This window comes from Pseudoduganella sp. HUAS MS19 (assembly GCF_053615455.1).
The window spans coordinates 5,928,153-5,947,580 of sequence record NZ_CM132133.1; the positions used below are offsets into that span (position 1 = coordinate 5,928,153).

The 19,428-nt window shown below is 67.4% G+C and carries 15 protein-coding genes; 10 read left to right on the plus strand and 5 right to left on the minus strand.

The features are described 5' to 3' along the window. Positions 1 to 6 precede the first annotated feature (6 nt). Positions 7 to 1,548 carry a histidine ammonia-lyase gene (gene hutH, locus ACWBU6_RS27150; RefSeq protein WP_452646437.1) on the minus strand — a complete coding sequence of 514 codons (1,542 nt, stop codon included), beginning with the start codon at positions 1,546 to 1,548 and terminating at the stop codon, positions 7 to 9. A 121-nt stretch (positions 1,549 to 1,669) separates the two neighbouring features. Beyond that, positions 1,670 to 3,376: a urocanate hydratase gene (gene hutU, locus ACWBU6_RS27155; RefSeq protein ID WP_452646438.1), complete on the minus strand. Its 1,707-nt coding sequence runs from the start codon at positions 3,374 to 3,376 to the stop codon at positions 1,670 to 1,672. Between the two features lie 239 nt (positions 3,377 to 3,615). Here hutU and ACWBU6_RS27160 point away from each other — a divergent pair, with 239 nt between their 5' ends. From ACWBU6_RS27160 to ACWBU6_RS27185, 6 genes are read left to right on the plus strand one after another with little or no spacing between them, the layout of a single operon-like run. Further along, positions 3,616 to 4,410: a 1-deoxy-D-xylulose-5-phosphate synthase N-terminal domain-containing protein gene (locus ACWBU6_RS27160; protein WP_452646439.1), complete on the plus strand. Its 795-nt coding sequence runs from the start codon at positions 3,616 to 3,618 to the stop codon at positions 4,408 to 4,410. Beyond that, positions 4,407 to 5,291, plus strand: a complete 885-nt coding sequence (locus tag ACWBU6_RS27165) for a transketolase family protein (protein ID WP_452646440.1) — start codon at positions 4,407 to 4,409, stop codon at positions 5,289 to 5,291. Before ACWBU6_RS27160 ends, ACWBU6_RS27165 begins: the two co-directional genes overlap by 4 nt. Before the next feature lie 4 nt (positions 5,292 to 5,295). Next, complete coding sequence (locus ACWBU6_RS27170; RefSeq protein ID WP_452646441.1) at positions 5,296 to 7,260, plus strand: NAD-dependent epimerase/dehydratase family protein; 1,965 nt, start codon at positions 5,296 to 5,298, stop codon at positions 7,258 to 7,260. After that, a complete protein-coding gene (locus ACWBU6_RS27175; RefSeq protein ID WP_452646442.1) occupies positions 7,257 to 8,156 on the plus strand; it encodes a class I SAM-dependent methyltransferase in 900 nt (299 codons plus the stop codon). The genes ACWBU6_RS27170 and ACWBU6_RS27175 overlap by 4 nt, the downstream gene beginning before the upstream one ends. Before the next feature lie 12 nt (positions 8,157 to 8,168). Next, the gene (locus ACWBU6_RS27180) at positions 8,169 to 8,534 is read left to right on the plus strand and encodes a DMT family transporter (protein WP_452646443.1); all 366 of its coding nucleotides are present in this window, start codon (positions 8,169 to 8,171) and stop codon (positions 8,532 to 8,534) included. Next, positions 8,531 to 8,857 (plus strand): hypothetical protein, encoded by a 327-nt coding sequence (locus ACWBU6_RS27185; protein WP_452646444.1) that lies wholly within the window; start codon positions 8,531 to 8,533, stop codon positions 8,855 to 8,857. The genes ACWBU6_RS27180 and ACWBU6_RS27185 overlap by 4 nt, the downstream gene beginning before the upstream one ends. Here ACWBU6_RS27185 and ACWBU6_RS27190 read toward each other — a convergent pair whose 3' ends face one another. Next, the gene (locus ACWBU6_RS27190) at positions 8,858 to 10,516 is read right to left on the minus strand and encodes an amidohydrolase (protein WP_452646445.1); all 1,659 of its coding nucleotides are present in this window, start codon (positions 10,514 to 10,516) and stop codon (positions 8,858 to 8,860) included. Between the two features lie 93 nt (positions 10,517 to 10,609). On the opposite strand from ACWBU6_RS27190, the gene ACWBU6_RS27195 reads away from it, so the two are divergent. Then, positions 10,610 to 11,248: a glutathione S-transferase family protein gene (locus tag ACWBU6_RS27195; RefSeq protein ID WP_452646446.1), complete on the plus strand. Its 639-nt coding sequence runs from the start codon at positions 10,610 to 10,612 to the stop codon at positions 11,246 to 11,248. A gap of 156 nt (positions 11,249 to 11,404) precedes the next feature. Here ACWBU6_RS27195 and ACWBU6_RS27200 read toward each other — a convergent pair whose 3' ends face one another. Together ACWBU6_RS27200 and ada are read right to left on the minus strand one after the other, a co-directional pair. Continuing rightward, the gene (locus tag ACWBU6_RS27200; RefSeq protein ID WP_452649624.1) at positions 11,405 to 12,133 is read right to left on the minus strand and encodes a 2OG-Fe(II) oxygenase; all 729 of its coding nucleotides are present in this window, start codon (positions 12,131 to 12,133) and stop codon (positions 11,405 to 11,407) included. Next, entirely contained in the window at positions 12,133 to 13,212 is a 1,080-nt protein-coding gene (gene ada / locus ACWBU6_RS27205) for a bifunctional DNA-binding transcriptional regulator/O6-methylguanine-DNA methyltransferase Ada (protein ID WP_452646447.1), read from the minus strand. Before ada ends, ACWBU6_RS27200 begins: the two co-directional genes overlap by 1 nt. 117 nt (positions 13,213 to 13,329) lie before the next feature. On the opposite strand from ada, the gene hutC reads away from it, so the two are divergent. The 3 genes from hutC to ACWBU6_RS27220 are packed head-to-tail and all read left to right on the plus strand — an operon-like array spanning position 13,330 to position 19,190. Then, entirely contained in the window at positions 13,330 to 14,049 is a 720-nt protein-coding gene (gene hutC / locus ACWBU6_RS27210; RefSeq protein WP_452646448.1) for a histidine utilization repressor, read from the plus strand. A gap of 58 nt (positions 14,050 to 14,107) precedes the next feature. Next, positions 14,108 to 18,790, plus strand: a complete 4,683-nt coding sequence (locus tag ACWBU6_RS27215) for a PAS domain S-box protein (protein WP_452646449.1) — start codon at positions 14,108 to 14,110, stop codon at positions 18,788 to 18,790. Then, on the plus strand, positions 18,783 to 19,190 hold the full coding sequence (locus ACWBU6_RS27220) for a response regulator (protein ID WP_452646450.1): 408 nt from the start codon (positions 18,783 to 18,785) through the stop codon (positions 19,188 to 19,190). The genes ACWBU6_RS27215 and ACWBU6_RS27220 overlap by 8 nt, the downstream gene beginning before the upstream one ends. Positions 19,191 to 19,428 lie beyond the last annotated feature (238 nt).

Sequence of the window (19,428 nt, forward strand, 5' to 3'; positions counted from 1 at the left end):
ACCTCCTTACGGATGCAAGGCGCTGAACAGGCTCTTGCAAGTCGAGCTCAGGTCGCCGTTCACCACCATCTGCTTGGCCGCCTCGATGTCGGGCGCGAAGAAGCGGTCGGCGTCGAAGAATGGTACCCTGGAACGCAGCTGGGCGTGCACATGTTCCAGTTGCGCCGACGTTTTCAGCGGACGGTGGAAATCGATGCCCTGCGCCGCCGCCAGCAGCTCGATGCCGAGGATGGTCGCGGTATTGTGCGCCATATCGTGCAGGCGGCGCGCGCCGTAGGTTGCCATCGACACATGGTCTTCCTGGTTGGCGGAAGTGGGGATGGTGTCCACCGATGCCGGATGCGCGATCGACTTGTTTTCCGACGCCAGTGCGGCGGCGGTCACGTGGGCGATCATGAAACCGGAGTTCACGCCCGGGTCGCGCACCAGGAATGGCGGCAGGCCGGACAGGGTGGCGTCGATCAGCAGCGAGACGCGGCGTTCGGAGATGGAGCCGATTTCCGCGATGGCCAGCGCCAGCGTGTCGGCGGCGAAAGCCACCGGCTCGGCGTGGAAGTTGCCGCCCGAAACCACTACCGGACCGTCGTCGTTCTGGAAGATCAGCGGATTGTCGGTCACCGCATTCGATTCGATCAGCAGGGTGCGGCCGGCGTTGGCGATCAGGTCCCAGCAGGCGCCCATCACCTGCGGCTGGCAGCGCAGGCAGTACGGGTCCTGCACGCGCTCGTCGCCCACCAGGTGGGAAGCGCGGATCGCGCTGCCCGACACCAGTTCGCGGTAGATGCCGGCGGCGGCGATCTGGCCAGGCTGGCCGCGCACTTCGTGGATGCGGGCGTCGAACGGCGAATCCGAACCCTTGGCCGCGTCCAGCGACATGGAGCCGGTCACCATGCCCGCTTCGAGCAGGCGCTCAGCCATGAACAGGCCATGCAGGGCCAGCGCGGTGGAAGCCTGGGTGCCGTTGATCAGGGCCAGGCCTTCTTTCGCGGCCAGCACCACGGGGGCGATGCCGGCGGCTTTCAGGGCGTCGGCAGCCTGCACCAGTTCGCCCTTTACGCGCACTTCGCCCACGCCCAGGATGGCCAGGGTCATATGCGACAGCGGCGCCAGGTCGCCCGAGGCGCCGACCGAGCCCTTGGCCGGGATGGCGGGCATGATGCCCTTGTTGTACAGGGCCAGCAGTGTGTCGATCACCACCGGGCGGATGCCGGAGAAACCGCGCGACAGGCTGCTGATCTTGGTCAGCATCAAGAGGCGCACCACTTCGTCGGACATCAGCTCGCCGGTGCCGACCGAGTGCGACAGGATCAGGTTGCGCTGCAGCTGCTCCAGCTTGTCGTCCGGAATGCGGGTCTTGGCCAGGAGGCCGAAACCGGTGTTGATGCCGTAGGCGGCGTCGCCCTTGGCGACGATGTCCTGCACGGCTTTGCAGGAGGCTTCGATGGCGGCGTAGGCTTCCTTGGCCAGGGCGATCGGGGTGTGGGCGCTCCATACCGCGCGCAGGTCGGACAGGGTCAGTTTGCCAGGGGTCAGGGTCAGTTGGGTCATTTGTTGGTGTCTCGTAGTCGTTTGCATTCGAACCGGTGCCTGACCCGCAGGGTCAGGCACCGGTTCGCGGCTGGCGCGGGCCAGGTGTCAGACCCTGCGGGTCTGACACCGGTTTACCGGTTTATTTGATCATCGGCAGGTTCAGTTTATTACGCTTGGCGCATTCGATTGCCGACTCGTAGCCCGCATCGGCATGGCGCATCACGCCCGAGCCGCAGTCGTTGACCAGCACGCGGCCCAGGCGCTTGGCGGCGGCTTCGGTGCCGTCGGCCACGATCACCACGCCGGAATGCTGCGAGTAGCCCATGCCCACCCCGCCGCCGTGGTGCAGCGAAACCCAGGTCGCGCCGCCGGCGGTATTCAGCATGGCGTTCAAGAGCGGCCAGTCCGACACTGCATCGGTGCCGTCGCGCATGCCTTCGGTTTCGCGGTTGGGCGAAGCGACCGAGCCGGTATCCAGGTGGTCGCGGCCGATCACGATCGGCGCCTTCAGCTCGCCGCTCTTCACCATTTCATTGAAAGCCAGGCCGGCGATGTGGCGCTCGCCCAGGCCCAGCCAGCAGATGCGCGCCGGCAGGCCCTGGAAGGCGATGCGCTCGCGCGCCATGTCCAGCCAGCGGTGCACGTTGGCGTGGTGCGGGAACAGCTCCTTGATTTTGGCATCGGTCTTGTAGATGTCTTCCGGATCGCCGGACAGGGCCACCCAGCGGAACGGACCACGGCCCTCGCAGAACTGCGGGCGGATGTAGGCCGGCACGAAGCCCGGGAAATCAAAGGCGTTCCTGACGCCTTGGTCCAGTGCCACCTGGCGGATGTTATTGCCGTAGTCGACCACCTTGGCGCCCAGCGCCTGGAAGTCCAGCATCGCTTGCACGTGCACGGCGCAGGAAGCGGCAGCCGCCTCGACCAGGCGCGCGTGCTGCGCGGCGTCGGCCTGGGCCGCCTTCCACTGCGCCACGCTCCAGCCCTGCGGCAGGTAGCCGTTGACCAGGTCGTGGGCGGAAGTCTGGTCGGTCACCAGGTCCGGCACCAGGCCGCCGGCCTTGGCGCGGCGCACCAGTTCCGGCAGCACGTCGGCCGCGTTGCCCAGCAGGCCGATGGAAATCGCGTCGCCATTGGCCGTGTGCTGCTTGATCATGTCCAGCGCCTCATCGATGCTGCCGGCCTGCTTGTCCAGGTAGCGGGTGCGCAGGCGGAAGTCGATCGAGGACTGCTGGCACTCGATGTTGAGCGAGACGGCGCCGGCAAAGGTGGCGGCCAGCGGCTGCGCGCCGCCCATGCCGCCCAGGCCGGCGGTCAGCACCCAGCGCCCCTTCAGGTCGCCGCCGAAATGCTGGCGGCCCGCTTCGGCGAAGGTTTCGTAAGTGCCCTGCACGATGCCCTGGGTGCCGATATAGATCCAGGAACCGGCCGTCATCTGGCCGTACATGAACAGGCCCTGGCGGTCCAGCTCATTGAAATGCTCCCAGTTGGCCCATTTCGGCACCAGGTTGGAGTTGGCCAGCAGCACGCGCGGCGCGTCTTCGTGGGTCTGGAACACGCCGACCGGCTTGCCGGACTGGATCAGCAGGGTTTCGTTGGCTTCCAGCTTTTTCAGGGAAGCGAGGATCTGGTCGAAGCATGCCCAATTGCGGGCGGCGCGGCCGATGCCGCCGTACACCACCAGGTGCTTCGGGTTTTCCGCCACTTCCTTGTCCAGGTTGTTCTGGATCATGCGGTAGGCTGCCTCGGCGCCCCAGGTCTTGCAGACCATTTCCGGGCCGCGCGGGGCGCGGATATCGCGGGTGGCATCGTAGCGGGGATCGTTGTCCAGGTGCTGGGTGCTCATGTCATCTCCTCAGGTTGGTGAGAACGGGCCGTGCAGCGGCCCGTGCATGTGCACAGCTTAAGTTGTATAGACAACCAAGTCAAACGCTTTTTCGTGGCTTGCCAGGCACGCTGTGCTGTGCACGCAAGCAAATTGGATGACGCCCCCTGCTGCTTCCGATTAAAATCTTACTACTCCCATAAGTTGCCGCAATGAATCATGCCGTAATGGATGGCAATCAAAACAAAACAAATTGAATAATGGCAACGCCTGAACAGAATTTCCGGGACCTCCTGCGCCTGACCAAGCTACGGTTGCTGCAAATGCACCGGGACGCGAACTGCGGCCATATCGGCGGCAATTTCTCGTGCATCGACGCGTTGATGACGCTGCACCACCAGGTAATGGGCCCGGCAGACCGCTTCGTGCTCTCCAAAGGCCATTCGGCCGGCGCGCTCTACGCCACACTGTGGAGCCTGGGCAAGCTGTCCGAGCAGGAACTGGCCACGTTCGCGCGCGACGACACCCTGCTGCCCGGCCATCCCAGCGGCGCGGCCATTCCCGGACTGATGTTCGCCACCGGCTCGCTCGGCCATGGTCCCTCGCTGGCGGCCGGACTGGCGCTGGCCGCACGGCACCAGGGCAGCGGGCGCCAGGTGTATTGCCTGTGCTCCGACGGCGAGTGGCAGGAAGGCAGCTGCTGGGAGGCGCTCAATTTCGCCATTCACCAGCGCCTCGACAACCTCACCATCCTGGTCGACCAGAACGGCCTGCAAGGTTTCGGCAGCACCGCCGATGTGATGTCCTGCGCCGACCTCACGCCCCGCTTTGCCGCCTTTGGCGCCCAGGTCCAGCATATCGACGGCCATGATCCCGCTGCCATCTGCAGCGCACTGGCGACGCCGGCCGCCGGCGCGCCGCGGGTGATCACGCTCAGGACCGTCAAAGGGCGCGGCCTGCATTTCGAAGGCATGCTCGAGTCGCACTACCTGCCCCTGTCGGCCGCCCATTACGAAGCCGCCCGCAGCGCCATCGAGCAGGAGGGCATGCAATGAGAAAGGCCTTTGCCGAGGCCGTCCTGGCGCAATGCAACCGCGACGACTGGTTCTTCCTGACCGGCGACCTGGGCTTCATGGCCCTGGAAGAAGTCCAGGCCGCGTTCGGCCCGCGTTTCGTCAATGCCGGCGTAGCCGAACAAAACATGGTCGGCGTCGCGGCCGGTCTGGCGCGCGAATCGCTGCGCGTGATCGTCTACAGCATCGCGCCGTTTTGCTACGCCCGTCCCTTCGAGCAGATCCGCAATGACCTGTGCCTGGGCAGCTTGCCGGTATGCCTGGTAGGCAATGGCGGCGGCTATGCCTACGGCCATATGGGGCCGACCCACCATGCGCTGGAAGACTGCGCCGCGATGAATGCGCTCGGGGTGCGCGTGCTGGTGCCGGCCTTCGACGACGACCTTGCCGCCCTGCTGCCGCAACTTGAAAAGCCGACCTACCTGCGCCTGGGCTACGACGCCCGGCCGACCGGCCACAGCGTGCAGGCATATGCGCCCTGGCGCCAGGTCTTGCCCGGCAAGCGCGGCGCCATTGCGGCCCTGGGACCGTTGGCGGGCGTGGCCTGGCAAGCCCTGGCCGAGGTGGCCCCCGAGGCGCGGCCGGCCGTCTGGGCGGTGTGCGAATTCAACGAAGCGGCTATCCCGCAGGAATTCCTGCAGCAGGTAGCAGGCCAGCCTTTGTACATACTGGAAGAACATGTGGCCCAGGGCGGGCTTGGCATGCACCTGGCCCTGGCCCTGGCCGCGCGCGGGCTAGCGGCCGCGCGCTTGGTGCACCGGCCGGCGCTCGGCTATCCTGGCGGGCGCTATGGCTCGCAGGCCTTCCACCGCGCCCAATGCGGGCTCGACGCGCCATCCATCCGCAGTATGGTCACCGATTGAGAACATGAATCTAGAAGACAAGCTAAAAAATCTCACCGGACCCGTGCTGGTGCTGGGCGCCAGCGGTTTCATTGGCGCCAACCTGCTGCGCCACCTGCTGGCAGTGCGCAGCGACGTCACCGGCACAGTGTTTTCCGGCGATACCTGGCGCCTCAACGACGTACCTTCGGCCAACATTGCCTTCCTCAATCTGCAGGACCCGGTCAGCGTACGCTCCGTGCTGCATCGCGTGGCGCCGCGCACCGTCTTCGACTGCTCCTCCTTTGGCGCCTACTCCTTCGAGCAGGATTACGAGCGGGTGCACGCGACCAACTATATGAGCTTCATCCGCCTGATGGAGGAAGTGGCGGACATGGAACTGGCGGCCTTTGTTCACGCCGGCAGTTCCTCCGAGTACGGTCTCAATTCGGCCGCGCCGACGGAAGATGCGGCCCCGCTGCCCAACAGCCATTATGCGGTAAGCAAGGTCGCCGCCAGCGCCGCCATCTCCTATTTCGGCAAGATGCGCGGCGTACCGGTGACAAACCTGCGCCTGTATTCGGTGTACGGGCCCTATGAGGACAGTTCGCGCCTGATTCCGGTATTGTGCGAAGCGAGCCTGCGCGGTGAGCTGCCCATGCTGGCGCGCGCCGAAGTGAGCCGCGACTTCGTGCACGTGGACGATGTGGTGGAAGCCTTTGCCGACGCGGCGCGCCTGATGGGGCCGGAGTTGGCGGGCGAATCGTTCAACATCGGCAGTGGCCGGCCCACCACCCTGGCCGAGCTGGCCGGCATCGCCATCGGCTCGTTCGGGCTGCAGGCCGAACCGCGCTTCAACCCGGCTGCCGGGCGGGCCTGGGATACCGACAACTGGTACGCCGACGGCGACAAGGCCAGGCGCCAGCTGGGCTGGCGCGCCGGGATCGACCTGGCCGACGGCCTGCGCCGCACGCGCGACTGGTGGCGCGGCCATCTCGAGCACGCCGACTTCCAGCGCCTGACCAAGCGCACCCAGTCGCGCCAGGAAAAGAACTCGATCTCCGCTGTCATCGCCTGCTACCGCGACGGCCAGGCCATCCCCATCATGCACCAGCGCCTGGTGGCAGTGTTCCAGCGCCTGGGGCTCGATTACGAAATCATCTTCGTCAACGACAACTCGCCCGACGATTCGGCCGAAGTGATCCGCGAAATCAGCGCGAGCGACCCGCACGTGATCGGCATCAACCACTCGCGCAACTTCGGCTCGCAGGCCGCCTTCCGCAGCGGCATGGGCATTGCCAGCAAGGAGGCCGTGGTGCTGATGGACGGCGATCTGCAAGACCCGCCGGAACTGATCGAAGCCTTTGTCGAACGCTGGCGCGCCGGGGCCGACGTGGTCTACGGCCGCCGCATCAAGCGCGAGATGCCGGTACTGGTGGAAGCGTGCTACCGCGCCTTCTACCGCCTGTTTGCCATGATGAGCGAAGTGCCGGTGCCGAAAGATGCGGGTGACTTTTCCCTGATCGACCGCAGCGTGGTGTACTGGCTGCTGCAATGCCAAGAGCGCGACTCCTTCCTGCGCGGGTTACGCGCCTATGTCGGCTTCCGCCAGGAAGGCGTCGACTATGTGCGGCCTGAGCGCATGTTCGGCGTCAGCACCAACAACTGGATCAAGAATATCGGCTGGGCCAAGAAGGGCATCTTTTCCTTCTCGCGCATGCCGCTGCACCTGCTGACCGCAGTCGGCGGCCTGGCCAGCTTCGGCACGGTGCTGTTGGCCATCTTCACCATTCTGGTGCGCATTGTCGACGCCGACCAGGTACCGCGCGGCGTCACCTTCCTGTCGCTGCTGGTGATGTTCTTTGGCTCCTTCACCCTGCTCGGCATTGGCCTGCTGGGTGAATACATCGGCAAGATCTTCGAAGAAACCAAGGCGCGCCCGGCGTTCATCCGCCGCAGCCTGACCGTGCGCGGCACCATCCGCCCGGCCGACCCGCGGAGCCAGCGATGAGCGCCGAACGCGCCTGCCCGGTCTGCCACGGCCGCAGCTACGCCCCGTTCGCCGCCGAACGCATCGACCCGGCGCGCGTCGGCGCCCTGACCTACGCCTCGCGCAAGCCGCCGGAATTCATGTGCCTGCGCCTGGTGCGCTGCCTGAGCTGCGACCTGGTTTACGCGCCCAGCCCGCCGGCTGAAGACTTCCTGCAGGCGGCCTACAGCGAAGCCGACTTCGATTCCGGCCCCGAAGCCCTGGCCGCTGCCCAGACTTATGCGCAGGCGCTGCAGGCCCATTTGTCCGGCCTGGCGCAGCGCCATGGCGCGGTCGATGTCGGCGCCGGCAGCGGGCCGCTGCTGCCCTTCCTGCAGGGGCAGGGCTTTGCACCGGTGATCGGCATCGAGCCGTCGCGCGCGGCTATCGATGCCGCGCCGCCGGCGGTGCGGCCGCTGCTCAGGGAGGGCATGTTCTCGGCCGCGATGCTGGAAAGCGTCCCACTATCCCTGATCACCTCCTTCATGACGCTCGAGCACTTGCCCGATCCGGGCCAGTTCGTCGGCACCGCGCAGGGCTTGCTGCAGCCCGGTGGCGCCATCGCGGTGGTGGTGCACGACTGGCGCGCCCCGCTCAATCGCCTGCTTGGCCTGCGCTCGCCCATCATCGACGTCGAGCACCTGCAGCTGTTCAGCCCGCGCGCGCTGCGCACGCTACTCGAACGCGCCGGCTTCGAGCGCATCGCGCTCCAGCCGATCCGCAACGCTTACCCGCTGCGCTACTGGCTGCGCCTGACGCCCCTGCCGGCCGGCGTCAAGGGCGCGCTGCTGCGCCTGTTTGAACGGCTTGGGCTGGCAGAGCGCACGCTTGCCCTGAACGTCGGCAATATGCTGGCCGTCGGCTTCAAGCCGCGCTGAGTGGACGGCATCGTGGCCCATCGCAGTAGCATCGTTTGGTTGGCGGGCATGATCGTCTGCATGACCGCGTCCCAGGTCTTTCTCAAGTTCGCGGGCCTGTTCTCGGCCGCGCATCCGGGCGCGCTTGCCGGCTTCGCGGCCAATCCCTGGTTGTGGGCCGCCATTGGCGCCTCCGGCGGCGGCATCTGCTGCTGGCTCCTGGCCCTGCGCCAGCTGCCGCTATCGGTTGCCTATCCGTGGACGGCCCTGGTCTACGTGCTCACGCCGCTGGCCGGCGCCTGGCTGTTCGCCGAAGTGCTGAATGCGCGCTACGCGCTCGGCATCGCCTTCATCCTGGCCGGCGTGCTGCTGACCAGCCGCGGCGCGTCGGCACGATGAGCCCGCTAGAACTGGGCCTCTGCCTGGCCTCGGTGGTTAGCGGCAGCGCCTCGCAACTGTGCATGAAGTCTGCCGCCCTGCCCGGCCAGCGCCTGCGCCGCCTGGCTCACCTGGCTGGCGCCGGCTGCCTGCAGTTGGTTTCGTTCGGCCTGGTGGTACTGGCCCTGCGCACCCTGCCGCTGTCCCAGTTGATCCCGTTTGCCGGCGGCGCATACTTGCTGGTCCCGCTCGCCAGCCGCCACCTGTTCGGCGAACGCCTCCACCCCCGCTTCTGGGCGGGGGCCTTGCTGATTGTGGCGGGAGTCATCTTCACGCAGGTGTGATCATTTGCGGAACACCTGCTGGCCACCGACCCAGGTTTCCAGCACGACGATCTTGCCGATCTCTTCGGCCGGCACCTGGAACAGGTCGCGGTCGGTGATGATGAAATCGGCCCGCTTGCCCTTCTCCAGCGAGCCGACCGATTGCTCCTGGTGCGCCGCCCAGGCCGCATCCAGCGTGAAGCAGCGGAAGGCTTGGGCCAGCGTCATGGCCTGTTCCTTGCGCCAGCCGCCTTTCGGCACATGGCGCATGTCCTGGCGCGTGACGGCGGCGTGGATGCCCTGCATGGGGTTGGGCGACTCGATCGGAAAGTCGGAGCCGCAGGCGATGCGGCTGCCCTGCTTCAAGAAAGTGTGCCAGGCGTAGGCGCCCTTGATGCGCTCGGGGCCGACGCGCTGCTCCGCCATGTTCTGGTCGGAGGTGGCGTGGGTCGGCTGCATCGATGGCACGATGGCAAGCTGCCTGAAGCGCGGGATATCGGCCGGCTGCACCACCTGCGCGTGTTCGATGCGATGCCGCATGGCGGCCAACGGGTACTGTTTGCCGAGCTGCTGGAAGCTGTCGAGGACCTGCTTGTTGCCGGCGTCGCCGATGGCGTGCACATTGACCTGGTAGCCGGCCTGCATGGCCTTTTCCATCTTGGCATGGATGGCGGCGTCGCTGTTGAACAGCAGGCCGCGCGTGTGCGGCGCGTCGCTGTAGGGATGCAGCAGGGCGGCGCCGCGGCTGCCCAGCGCGCCGTCGGAATACAGCTTGACGGCGGCCAGCGCGTAACGCCCATCGGCGTAGGATGGCAGCGGCCCGTTCTTCGACAGTTGCTCGAAGTCGGCGCCGACGTCGCCGATCATGGCGTAGACCCGGGTCGACAGCTTGCCCTGGCCGGCGTACTCGCGAAACAGGCGGTCGGCGCCGACATCGATGCCGGCATCGTGCACGCTGGTCAGGCCGACGCTGGACAGGATGCCCAGTGCGCCGTCGAGCATGGCGCGCGCTTCGGCCTCGGTCGGTTTCGGCAGCACCTTGTAGACCAGCTCCATAGCGGTGTCGACCAGGATGCCGGTGGCGTTGCCATTGGCGTCGCGCTCGATTTTTCCGCCTTCGGGGTCCTTGGTCTCTTTCGTGATGCCGGCCGCTTCCAGCGCCTTCGTGTTGACCCACATGGCGTGGCCGTCGATGCGCTCCATGGCGGCGGGACGGTCGCTGACCACCGCATCCAGTTCCGCCACGCTGGGGAAGCGCCCAAGCTTCCAGATTTCCTGGTTCCAGCCCTTGCCGATCACCCATTTGCGCTGCGGGTTCGCTTGCGCGAACTTGGCGACCGAAGCCTGCGCGGCCTGCAGCGACGCGGGGCTGTACAAGTCGGCGCTGGTTGCCACTTCGCCCAGGCCGAACACGTGGCCGTGGGCATCGATCAGGCCTGGCAGCACGGTCCTGCCCTGCACGTCGATGCGCCTGAAGCCTTTGGCCCTGGCCGCCACTGCGCGCGTGCTGCCGACGGCAAGCAGCTTGCCGCTGTCGTCGAAGGCCAGCGCCTTGAACTGCACCAGCTTGCCCTTGGCATTCAGCGTGTAGCCGTTGGCGTTATCGATCATGGTGCCGGCGTTGGCGGCAGTGGCGGTTGCCAGCGCGGCGACAGCCAGCAAGGTGCGGCGGAAGTACATGGATCCGGTCCTTTCGAAATTGAAAGCAAGATCCAGAGTGTAGCGCGCTTCGGACACTGCTCCAATGACGCTTTGCACCACGGAGCCTTGAACATGCTGACGCTTTTCGATTACCTGCCCTCGCAGAACGCCTACAAAGTCCGCCTGCTGCTGTCACAGCTCGGCCAGCCTTATCGCTGCGAAATGGTCAGCATCTTCGAGGGTGCCGGGCAGGAGCCTTCCTACCTTGCGCTCAATCCCACCGGTGCGGTGCCGGCTTTGCGCCTCGAAGACGGGCGGGTGCTGGCGGAGTCGAATGCCATCCTCACCTATCTGGCTTCGGGCACGCGGTATTTGCCTGCCGATGCGTTTGCGGCGGCCAAGGTGCAGCAGTGGATGTCGTTTGAGCAGGACTATGTGCTGAACATCGCTTCGCTGCGCCATTGGACCATGACGGGCAAGCTGGCGCGCCGCCCGGCGGCGCTGGTCGACATGCGGCGCGCGGGCGGCTTGCGCGCGCTGCAGATACTGGAACGGGAGCTGGCGGCGCGGCCCTTCATCGCTGGCGATACTTACACCATTGCGGATATTTCGCTGTTTGCCTACACCCATCGCGCGGACGAGGCTGGCTTGCCCTTGAGCGAATTTCCCCACGTTTGCGCGTGGATCGAACGCGTGCGGGCTCAGCCGGGATTCCTTGATGCGCATCACCCGTACTCCATCGATCCACATTCCGCAGGAGAACTCCCGTAAGCAGCAACAATAGCGCTGCCCCAGGCAAGCGCAACCACAGATCGCGCCCATAGACGTCCTTGACACGGGAGGGAAATCAACGTTCAGACCATTTCAGCAGCCATTGCAGACAACTGGTGCAGTCCCCCGAATCTAAACCCTTCGTCCGCCGTGCTGTTACAGTGCGTCGTGGAAAATGATGCCGAGCGTGTGGCGGTGGCCGCTGCGCAGGCGGCTGACGCCGTGGCGCATGTTGACGCGGTAAGTGCCGCGCGTGCCCGCAACAGGCCGGTGGAAAACGGGGAAAATCACGCAATCGCCCTGCTGCAAAGGCACGACTTCCACGCGCGACTGCATGCGCGGGCGCTGTTCGGTGAGTACGAATTCACCTCCCTCGAAATCGCGCCCCGGTTGCGACAGCAGGAAAGCCGCCTGCAAAGGAAACACATGCTCGCCGTACAAATCCTGGTGCAGGCAGTTGTAATCCCCGGCGCCGTACTGCAGCAGCAAAGGCGTCGGCCGCAACTGCCCCGCCGCATGGCAGCGCGCGATAAAGTCCGCATGATCATCCGGAAATCGCGGCGCCAGACCCATAGCCGCGTACCAGCGATTAGCGATCGACGCCAGCGGCGGAAACATCGACGCGCGCAATTCCGCGATCAAGCCAGGCAAGGGGTAACGAAAGTACTGATATTCCCCCTTGCCGAACCCATGGCGCTGCATGACCACCCGGCTGCGAAAGAGTTCCGGATCGATATAGCCCGCCGCCAAACCAGAACATCGCGCAGGCGACAGAACGCCCCGCACCAGCGCACAGCCAAATTCATCCAGGTCCGAGGCAATGCGCGGCCAATCGAACGCCGCGTGCGAGCCGGCCGCCGGCGGCGGCGCAAACAGCTCGCCCATCATGCCGCAGCCTCGGCAACCACTTCCGCTTCGCGCTCCAGCAACGCCGCCTTGCGTTCAACGCCCCAGCGATAGCCTGAAATCGAACCATCATTGCGCACCACCCGGTGGCAGGGAATCGCCACCGCAATCGCATTGGCCGCACATGCGCCGGCCACCGCCCGCGCACCGTTGGGCGCACCGACCCGCTGCGCCAGTTCGGCATAGCTGACCGTCTCGCCCGCCGGAATCTCGCGCAAGGCTTGCCAGACGCGCTGCTGGAAAGCCGTGCCGCGCACATCGAGCGGCAAGTCCAGTCCGATCTGCGGCGCTTCGACGAAGGCGATCACGCGCGCCACCACCTGTTCATAATCGGTCTCGGCCCCGCGCAGCTCGGCCTGCGGGAAGCGGTCCTGCAGGTCATGCGCCAGGGCCTGCGGGTCGTCGCCCAACAGGATGCAGCAGATACCCCGTTCGGTGCTGGCCACCAGGATCGCGCCCAGCGAACACTGGGCGATGGCAAAGCGGATCACCGCGCCGCGCCCGCCCGCGCGCCAGGCCGACGGCGTCATGCCCAGCGCGCCCGGCGTGGCGGCGTAAAAGCGCCCGCTGGAATTGAAGCCGGCGGCGTAAATCGCATCGGTCACGCTGGCCTGGTCGGCCAGTCCCTGCTGCATGCGCCGCGCGCGCGCCGCCGCCGCATAAGCTTTCGGCGTAAGCCCGGTGCAAGCCTTGAACACGCGGTGGAAATGGAAGCGGCTCATGCCGCCCGCCGCCGCCAGCGCGTCCAGGTCGGGCGCCACCTCGGAAGCGTCGATCAGGCGGCACACCTCGGCCACCATGGCGGCGTGGCGCTCGGCCAGCGGCGGCTGGTCCGGCTTGCAGCGCTTGCAGGGGCGGAAGCCGGCCGCGGCGGCGGCGGCGATGGAAGCGTGGAAGGCCACGTTCTCGCGCAGGGCCGGGCGCGCGCCGCAGGAGGGGCGGCAGAATACGCCGGTGGTGCGCACGGAATAATAAAACTGGCCATCGGCCGCGCTGTCGCGCGCCTGCACGGCGGCCCAGCGCTCGTTGTCGGTCAGATAAGGCTTCATCGGGTTCATCGCAAGCTCCAGTCGCTAGTATGCCACCATGCTAGGCAGCCGTTGGGCGGCCGGCACTCCGCCGCTTGCTATTGAATTCCCGGATGCTACAATCGGCGCACTCATCCGGAGGACGGCTTGGAAGAACACCAACAAAACGACACCCCCATCTTTCAACGCATCAAGGACTTCCTGCTGGCGCAAATTGCCGCCGGCGCCTGGAAGGAAGGCGAAGTCATCCCGTCCGAGCAGGCCCTGGTCAAGCAATTCGGCGTCTCGCGCATGACCGTCAACCGCGCCGTGCGCGAACTGACGGCGGACGGCGTGCTGACGCGCCGCCAGGGCGCCGGCACCTATGTCGCGCCGCAAAAAGTCCAGGCGACCCTGCTGGAAATCAAGAGCATTGCCGACGAAGTGCGGGCCCGCGGCCATGCCCACCGCAGCGCCTTGCAGCTGCTCGAGCGCGGCAAGGCCAGCGACTTGCTGGCCAAGGCGTTCGACTTGCCAGCCGGCCACGAACTTTATCATTCAGTCATCGTGCACTTTGAAAGCGGGGTGCCGATCCAGGTGGAGGACCGCTGGGTCAACCCGCTCTGCGCCCCGGACTACATGGCGCAGGACTTCACCCACACCACGCCCAACGAATACCTGGTGCGGGCGGCGCCGCTGCAGGCGGCCAGCTACAGCATCGAAGCCCTGGTGCCGCCGCGCGACGTGGCGGACATGCTGGCGATGGACGCGCGCCAGCCCTGCCTGGTGCTGAAACGCCAGACCCAGTCGGCCGGCCGCATCGCCTCCCTGGCTACCATGTGGCATCCGGGCCATCGCTACCAATTTGGCGGCAGCGTCCCCGCCTGAGCAATGCTATAGTTGTCCGCACGCCAGCGCCCCCCGGCGCCGGCCAGAAAGGGAAGCCTTGTCGCCACCGAGCCAGAAAGCCGCCCCGCCTGTTCCCGCCCGCGCGCAGCGCCGCGCGCGTCGCCTGCGCGCGCTCGTACTGGTGCTGGCCGCCCTGCCCCTGTTGCCCGGCGCCGCCGCCGAAGCCGTGACCGTCCAGCTCAAGCGGCAGCACCAGTTCGCCTTTGCCGGCTATTACGCGGCCCAGGCCAAGGGCTATTACCGCGACGCCGGGCTGGAGGTGACGCTGCGCGAAGCCCAGCCGGGCCAGGACGCGCTGCGCTATGTGCTCGATGGCGGCGCCCAGTACGGCGTCGGCAACGCGTCGCTGCTGCTGCACCGTGCCGCCGGCGCGCCGGTGGTGCTGCTGGCATCGGTGTTCCAGCATTCGCCCCAGCTGCTGGCGCTGCGGCTCGACGAGCAGGGCCGGCGCCGGCCCTGGCCCGGCGCCCGCGTCGCGCTCGGGCCCGACAGCGAGGAATTGCGGGTCTACCTGCGCCAGCTGGAAGTGCCGCTGGCGCAACTGGCCATCCTGCCCGGCAGCCGCAGCGTGGAAGACTTGCTGGCCGGCCGCGTCGACGCGATGTCGGGCTACCTGGGGGCCACCCCGTACCTGCTGGAACGCTCCGGCCTGCGCTATGAAATCCTGCACCCGCGCAGCGCCGGCATCGACTTTTACGGCGACAACCTGTACACCACCGAGAGCGAACTGCGCGAGCACCCGGCGCGCGCCCGCGCCTTGCGCGCGGCCACCCTGAAAGGCTGGCGCTACGCGCTGCAGCACCCCAACGAGATCGTCGACCTGATCCGCGCGCGCTACCCCGAGCGCCGGCCGCGCGAAGAGCTGCTGTGGGAGGCGGCCCAGATCGCGCCGCTGCTGGAACAGCACCTGATCGAACTGGGCTACAGCAACCCGCTGCGCTGGCAGGGCATTGCCGACAGCTATGCGGCGGCCGGCCTGCTGCCGCCCGGCTTCAAGCTGGACGGCTTCCTGTTCCAGGATACGCCCGCCACCCCGACCTGGCATTACGCGCTGGGCGTGGTGCTGGCCTTGCTGGCCGGCGCCGCCCTGTGGCGCCTGCTGCGCGTCTCGCGCGCCCTGCGCGGCGCCGAAGTGCGGGTCGGCGACGCCGAGCGCATTGCCAGCTTCGCGCTGGAAGGCGCCGGCGAAGGCTCCTGGGACTGGCAGCCGCAGCGCCCGGCCCTGCACCTGTCGCCGCGCTATTGCGAAATCCTGGGCTACGCGCCGGGCGAGCTGCGCCCGGCCAATGTCGAGCAATGGCTGCAGCTGGTGCATCCGGACGACCGCGCCCGCATCGCCGGCGAGGTCGCCGCACTGGACAACCCGGAAGTCGGGCGCACCCCGTTCACCATGGAATTCCGCATGGCCTGCCGCGACGGCAGCTGGACCTGGGTGCTGGCGCGCGGCATGGTGCTGACGCGCGACGCCGCCGGCCGCCCCTTGCGCATGTCGGGCACCCTGGGCGACATCTCCGACCGCAGCGCGGCCGAACTGGCACGCATGGCGGCCATGCTGGACGCCCTGCCCGGCGCCCTGCTGGTGGCCGACCGCGGCGGGCGCGTGCGCCAGGCCAACGCGGCGGCCGACGCGGTGTTTGCCGCCGACGCGGGCACGCTGGCCGGTGCCTCGATGGAACTGCTGATCCCGGACGTGATGCGCGACACCCCGGGCCGCCCGCGCGAGCTGTTTGCCCGCCCGCGCATGCCGGGCCGGGTGCTGACGGCGCGCCGCCTGGACGCCAGCCACTTCCCGGCCATGGTGCACCTGGCGCCGATCCAGCTGGGCGGACAGGGCCTGGTGGTGGTGTCGCTGCGCGACATGACCCAGCGCCAGAGGGCCGAGGAAGCGCTGCAGGCATCCTCCGAGCGCTACCGACTGATCGTGCAGACCGCGGCCGAAGGCATCTGGATGTGCGACGCCGCCGACCTCACCAGCTTCGTCAACCCCACCATGGCGCGCATGCTGGGCTACGAAGTCGAGCACATGCTGGGGCACCCGATGGCCGACTTCATGGACCCCGAGTGCCCGGCCCTGCAGGCCCAGCGCCAGCACGGCGGCCTGCCCGCCACCCCGCCCGAACCGGCCGAAGGGCGCTTCTACCGCCAGGACGGCTCCTCGCTGTGGGCCCTGCTCTCGACCACCACCGTCAACGCCGACAACGGCAGCTATGCCGGCACCCTGACCATGGTCACCGACATCAGCGACCGCCGCCTGGCCGAACTGGCGCTGCGCCATTCCAACCAGCGCCTCGCTTCCGTGTTCAACGCCGTCACCAACGGCCTGCTGGTGTTCGATGCGGCCGGCAATATCGTCGAATGCAATGCCGCCGCCAGCCGCATGCTGGGGCGCGCCGCCGCGCGCGGCGCCGGCCAGTGGGATGGCGTGCATGAGGACGGGCGCCGTTTCAGTGCGCCGGAACACCCGGTGGCGCAGGCGCTCGCCAGCGGCCAGCCGGTACGCGACGTGGTGATGGGGGTGCCCGCTGCCGCCGGCACCGGCGCCGGCGCCGACACCTGCTGGCTGTCGGTGAATGTGGAACCGCTGCGCGACGAGCACGGCCCCGGCAGCATGCTGGTGGCCAGCCTGACCGACATCACCTACCGCAAGCGCAGCGAAGATGCGCTGCGCCAGGGCGAGCAGCGGCTGCAGGAAATCATCCAGATGATGCCGATCGGCCTGTTCATCAAGGACAAGGACAGCCGCATGCTGCTGATGAACCGCGCCTGCGAGCAGCAGTTCGGCTACACCTTCGATGAGTTGAACAATGGCGACTACAGCGTGTTCCACGCGCCGGAGGAAGCGGCCGCCTTCCGCGCGCGCGACCTGGAAGCGTTTGCCGGGCGCGCCCTGATCGACTTCGAGGAAACCATCTGGAACCCGGCCCTGGGCCAGTCGCGCCAGCTGCGCACCTTCAAGAAGCCGGTGTACGACGCCCACGGCGCGCCGGCCTACCTGATCGGCATGTCGATCGACATTTCCGACAGCAAGGCCAACGAGCGCGCCCTGCGCGAACTGAACGAACACCTGGAAGAGCGGGTGGCGCAGCGCACCGCGCAGCTGGAGGAGGCGCGCCAGCAGGCCGAAGAGGCCAGCGCCGCCAAAGGCCAGTTCCTGGCCAAGATGAGCCACGAGATCCGCACTCCGATGAACGGCGTGATCGGCATGGCCTACCTGGCGCTGAAAACCGAGCTGGAACCGCGCCAGCGCGACTACCTGGAAAAGATCCGCTTCGCCGGCGAGCACCTGCTGCGCATCATCGACGACATCCTCGACATCTCGAAGATCGAAGCGGGCAAGCTGGAAATCGAGGACGTCGACTTCTCGCTCGACCACGTGATCCAGACCCTGACCACGGTGGTGGCGCCGAAAGCGGCCAGCCGCGGCCTGCGCCTGACGTTCGACATCGACCCGGCGCTGCCGCCGGTGCTGCGCGGCGACCCGCTGCGCCTGGGCCAGGTCCTGATCAACTACGTCAACAACGCGATCAAGTTCTCCGAGCAGGGCAGCATCGAAGTGAGCGTCAAGCAGCTGCTGGCCGACGATATCGCCTGCCTGCTGCGCTTTGAAGTGCGCGACCACGGCATCGGCCTGTCCGACGCCGAGCAAGGCAAGCTGTTCCAAGCCTTCCAGCAAGCGGACACGGCCATCACGCGCGAGTATGGCGGCACCGGCCTCGGCCTGGCCATCTGCAAGCAGCTGGCGCAGTTGATGGGCGGCGAAGTGGGCGTGCACAGCGCGCCCGGCGCCGGCGCCACCTTCTGGTTCACGGCGCGCCTGGGCGTGTCGCCGCGCGGCCTGCCGGACGTGATCAACGAAGTCAACGCCGCCGCCGCCGCCCTGCTCGACAGCGCGCGCAGCACGGCCGCCATGCAGGCGCTGAAGGATGCCCGCATCCTGCTGGTCGAGGACAACACCTTCAACCAGCAAATCGCCCTGGAGATGCTGGAAGAAGCCGGCTCCTCGGTGTGCCTGGCCAACAACGGCGCCGAAGCGCTCGACCTGTTGCACCAGGCCGAATTCGACTGCGTGCTGATGGACGTGCAGATGCCGCTGATGGACGGGCTGGAAGCGACGCGCCGCATCCGCGCCGATCCCGCCCTGGCTGCCACCCGGGTGCTGGCCATGACCGCCACCGCCACCAAGGACGACCGCGAGCGCTGCCTGCAGGCCGGCATGGACGACTTCATTGCCAAGCCGATCCAGCCGGCCCTGATGTACCAGAAGATCGCCAGCTGGCTGCCCGAGCGCGAAGCGGGCGCCGCTGCCCACGACGCCGTCCTGCCGCGCGGCGCCGGGCGTGCCGCCTTCCGCCCCACGCTGGCCGGCGACCCGGCCATCATCGACCTCTCGGTGCTGGCCCAGCTGCTGGGCTACCAGCCGCAAAAGATCCGCAAGTTCGCCTTCAAGTTCCTGCAAACCACCGAAGCGGGCTTCACCGAAATGGAAGCGGCGCTGGCCGCCGGCGAGCTGCAGAAAGTGCGCGAGCTGGGCCACCGCATCAAGAGCAGCGCGCGCGCCGTGGGCGCGCTTGGCATGGCCGAGCTATGCCTGCAACTGGAACAACTGGCGCCCGAGGCCGAGGCGACTGCCGCCCGCGCCGTGCTGGACCGCCTGTGGCCCCTGCTGCACGCGGTGAGCGAACACATCATGACCAACACCACCTTTGCCGACGATGACTGAGACCCCCACCACCCCGCTGCGCATCCTGCTGGTCGACGACGACCCCTTCATGCTGAGCATGCTGTCCGACATGCTGGAAGACCTCGGCCAGTTGAATGTGCGCAGCGAGAGCGACGCCCGGCAGGCCCTGCTGGTGCTGCCGCAATACCGGCCCGACCTTCTGGTGTGCGACCTGTCGATGCCCGAGATGGACGGCATCGAATTCCTGCGCAAGGCCGCCGACAGCCACTTCGGCGGCGCCGTCGCCCTGTTGTCCGGCATGGACGCCGGCATCCGCCAGGCCGCCGAAACGCTGGCCCGCGCCCACGGCCTGGCCCTGCTCGGCACCCTGGCCAAGCCCGCCACCCCCGCCGCCCTGGCCGAGCTGCTGAGCCAGGCCGCCACCCGCCGCCCCGCCTGAGTCCGTGGCAACCTTGGGGTCAGACCCTTTGCTTGCCACGCGTGGCAAGCAAAGGGTCTGACCCCAAGGTTGCCACGGGCTGGGCGGTGGCGGGAGTACACGGGGGGAAAAATCGGTTATTATTTGGGCCATTCCCGCCCTGATTCCCGCTTGACTTCCCAGTATTGAATTAGCGCAGTTCGTCGCCAGATGGGCGATAACAGCAAGGGATATTCCCGGGCGAACCATCAACTAAGGA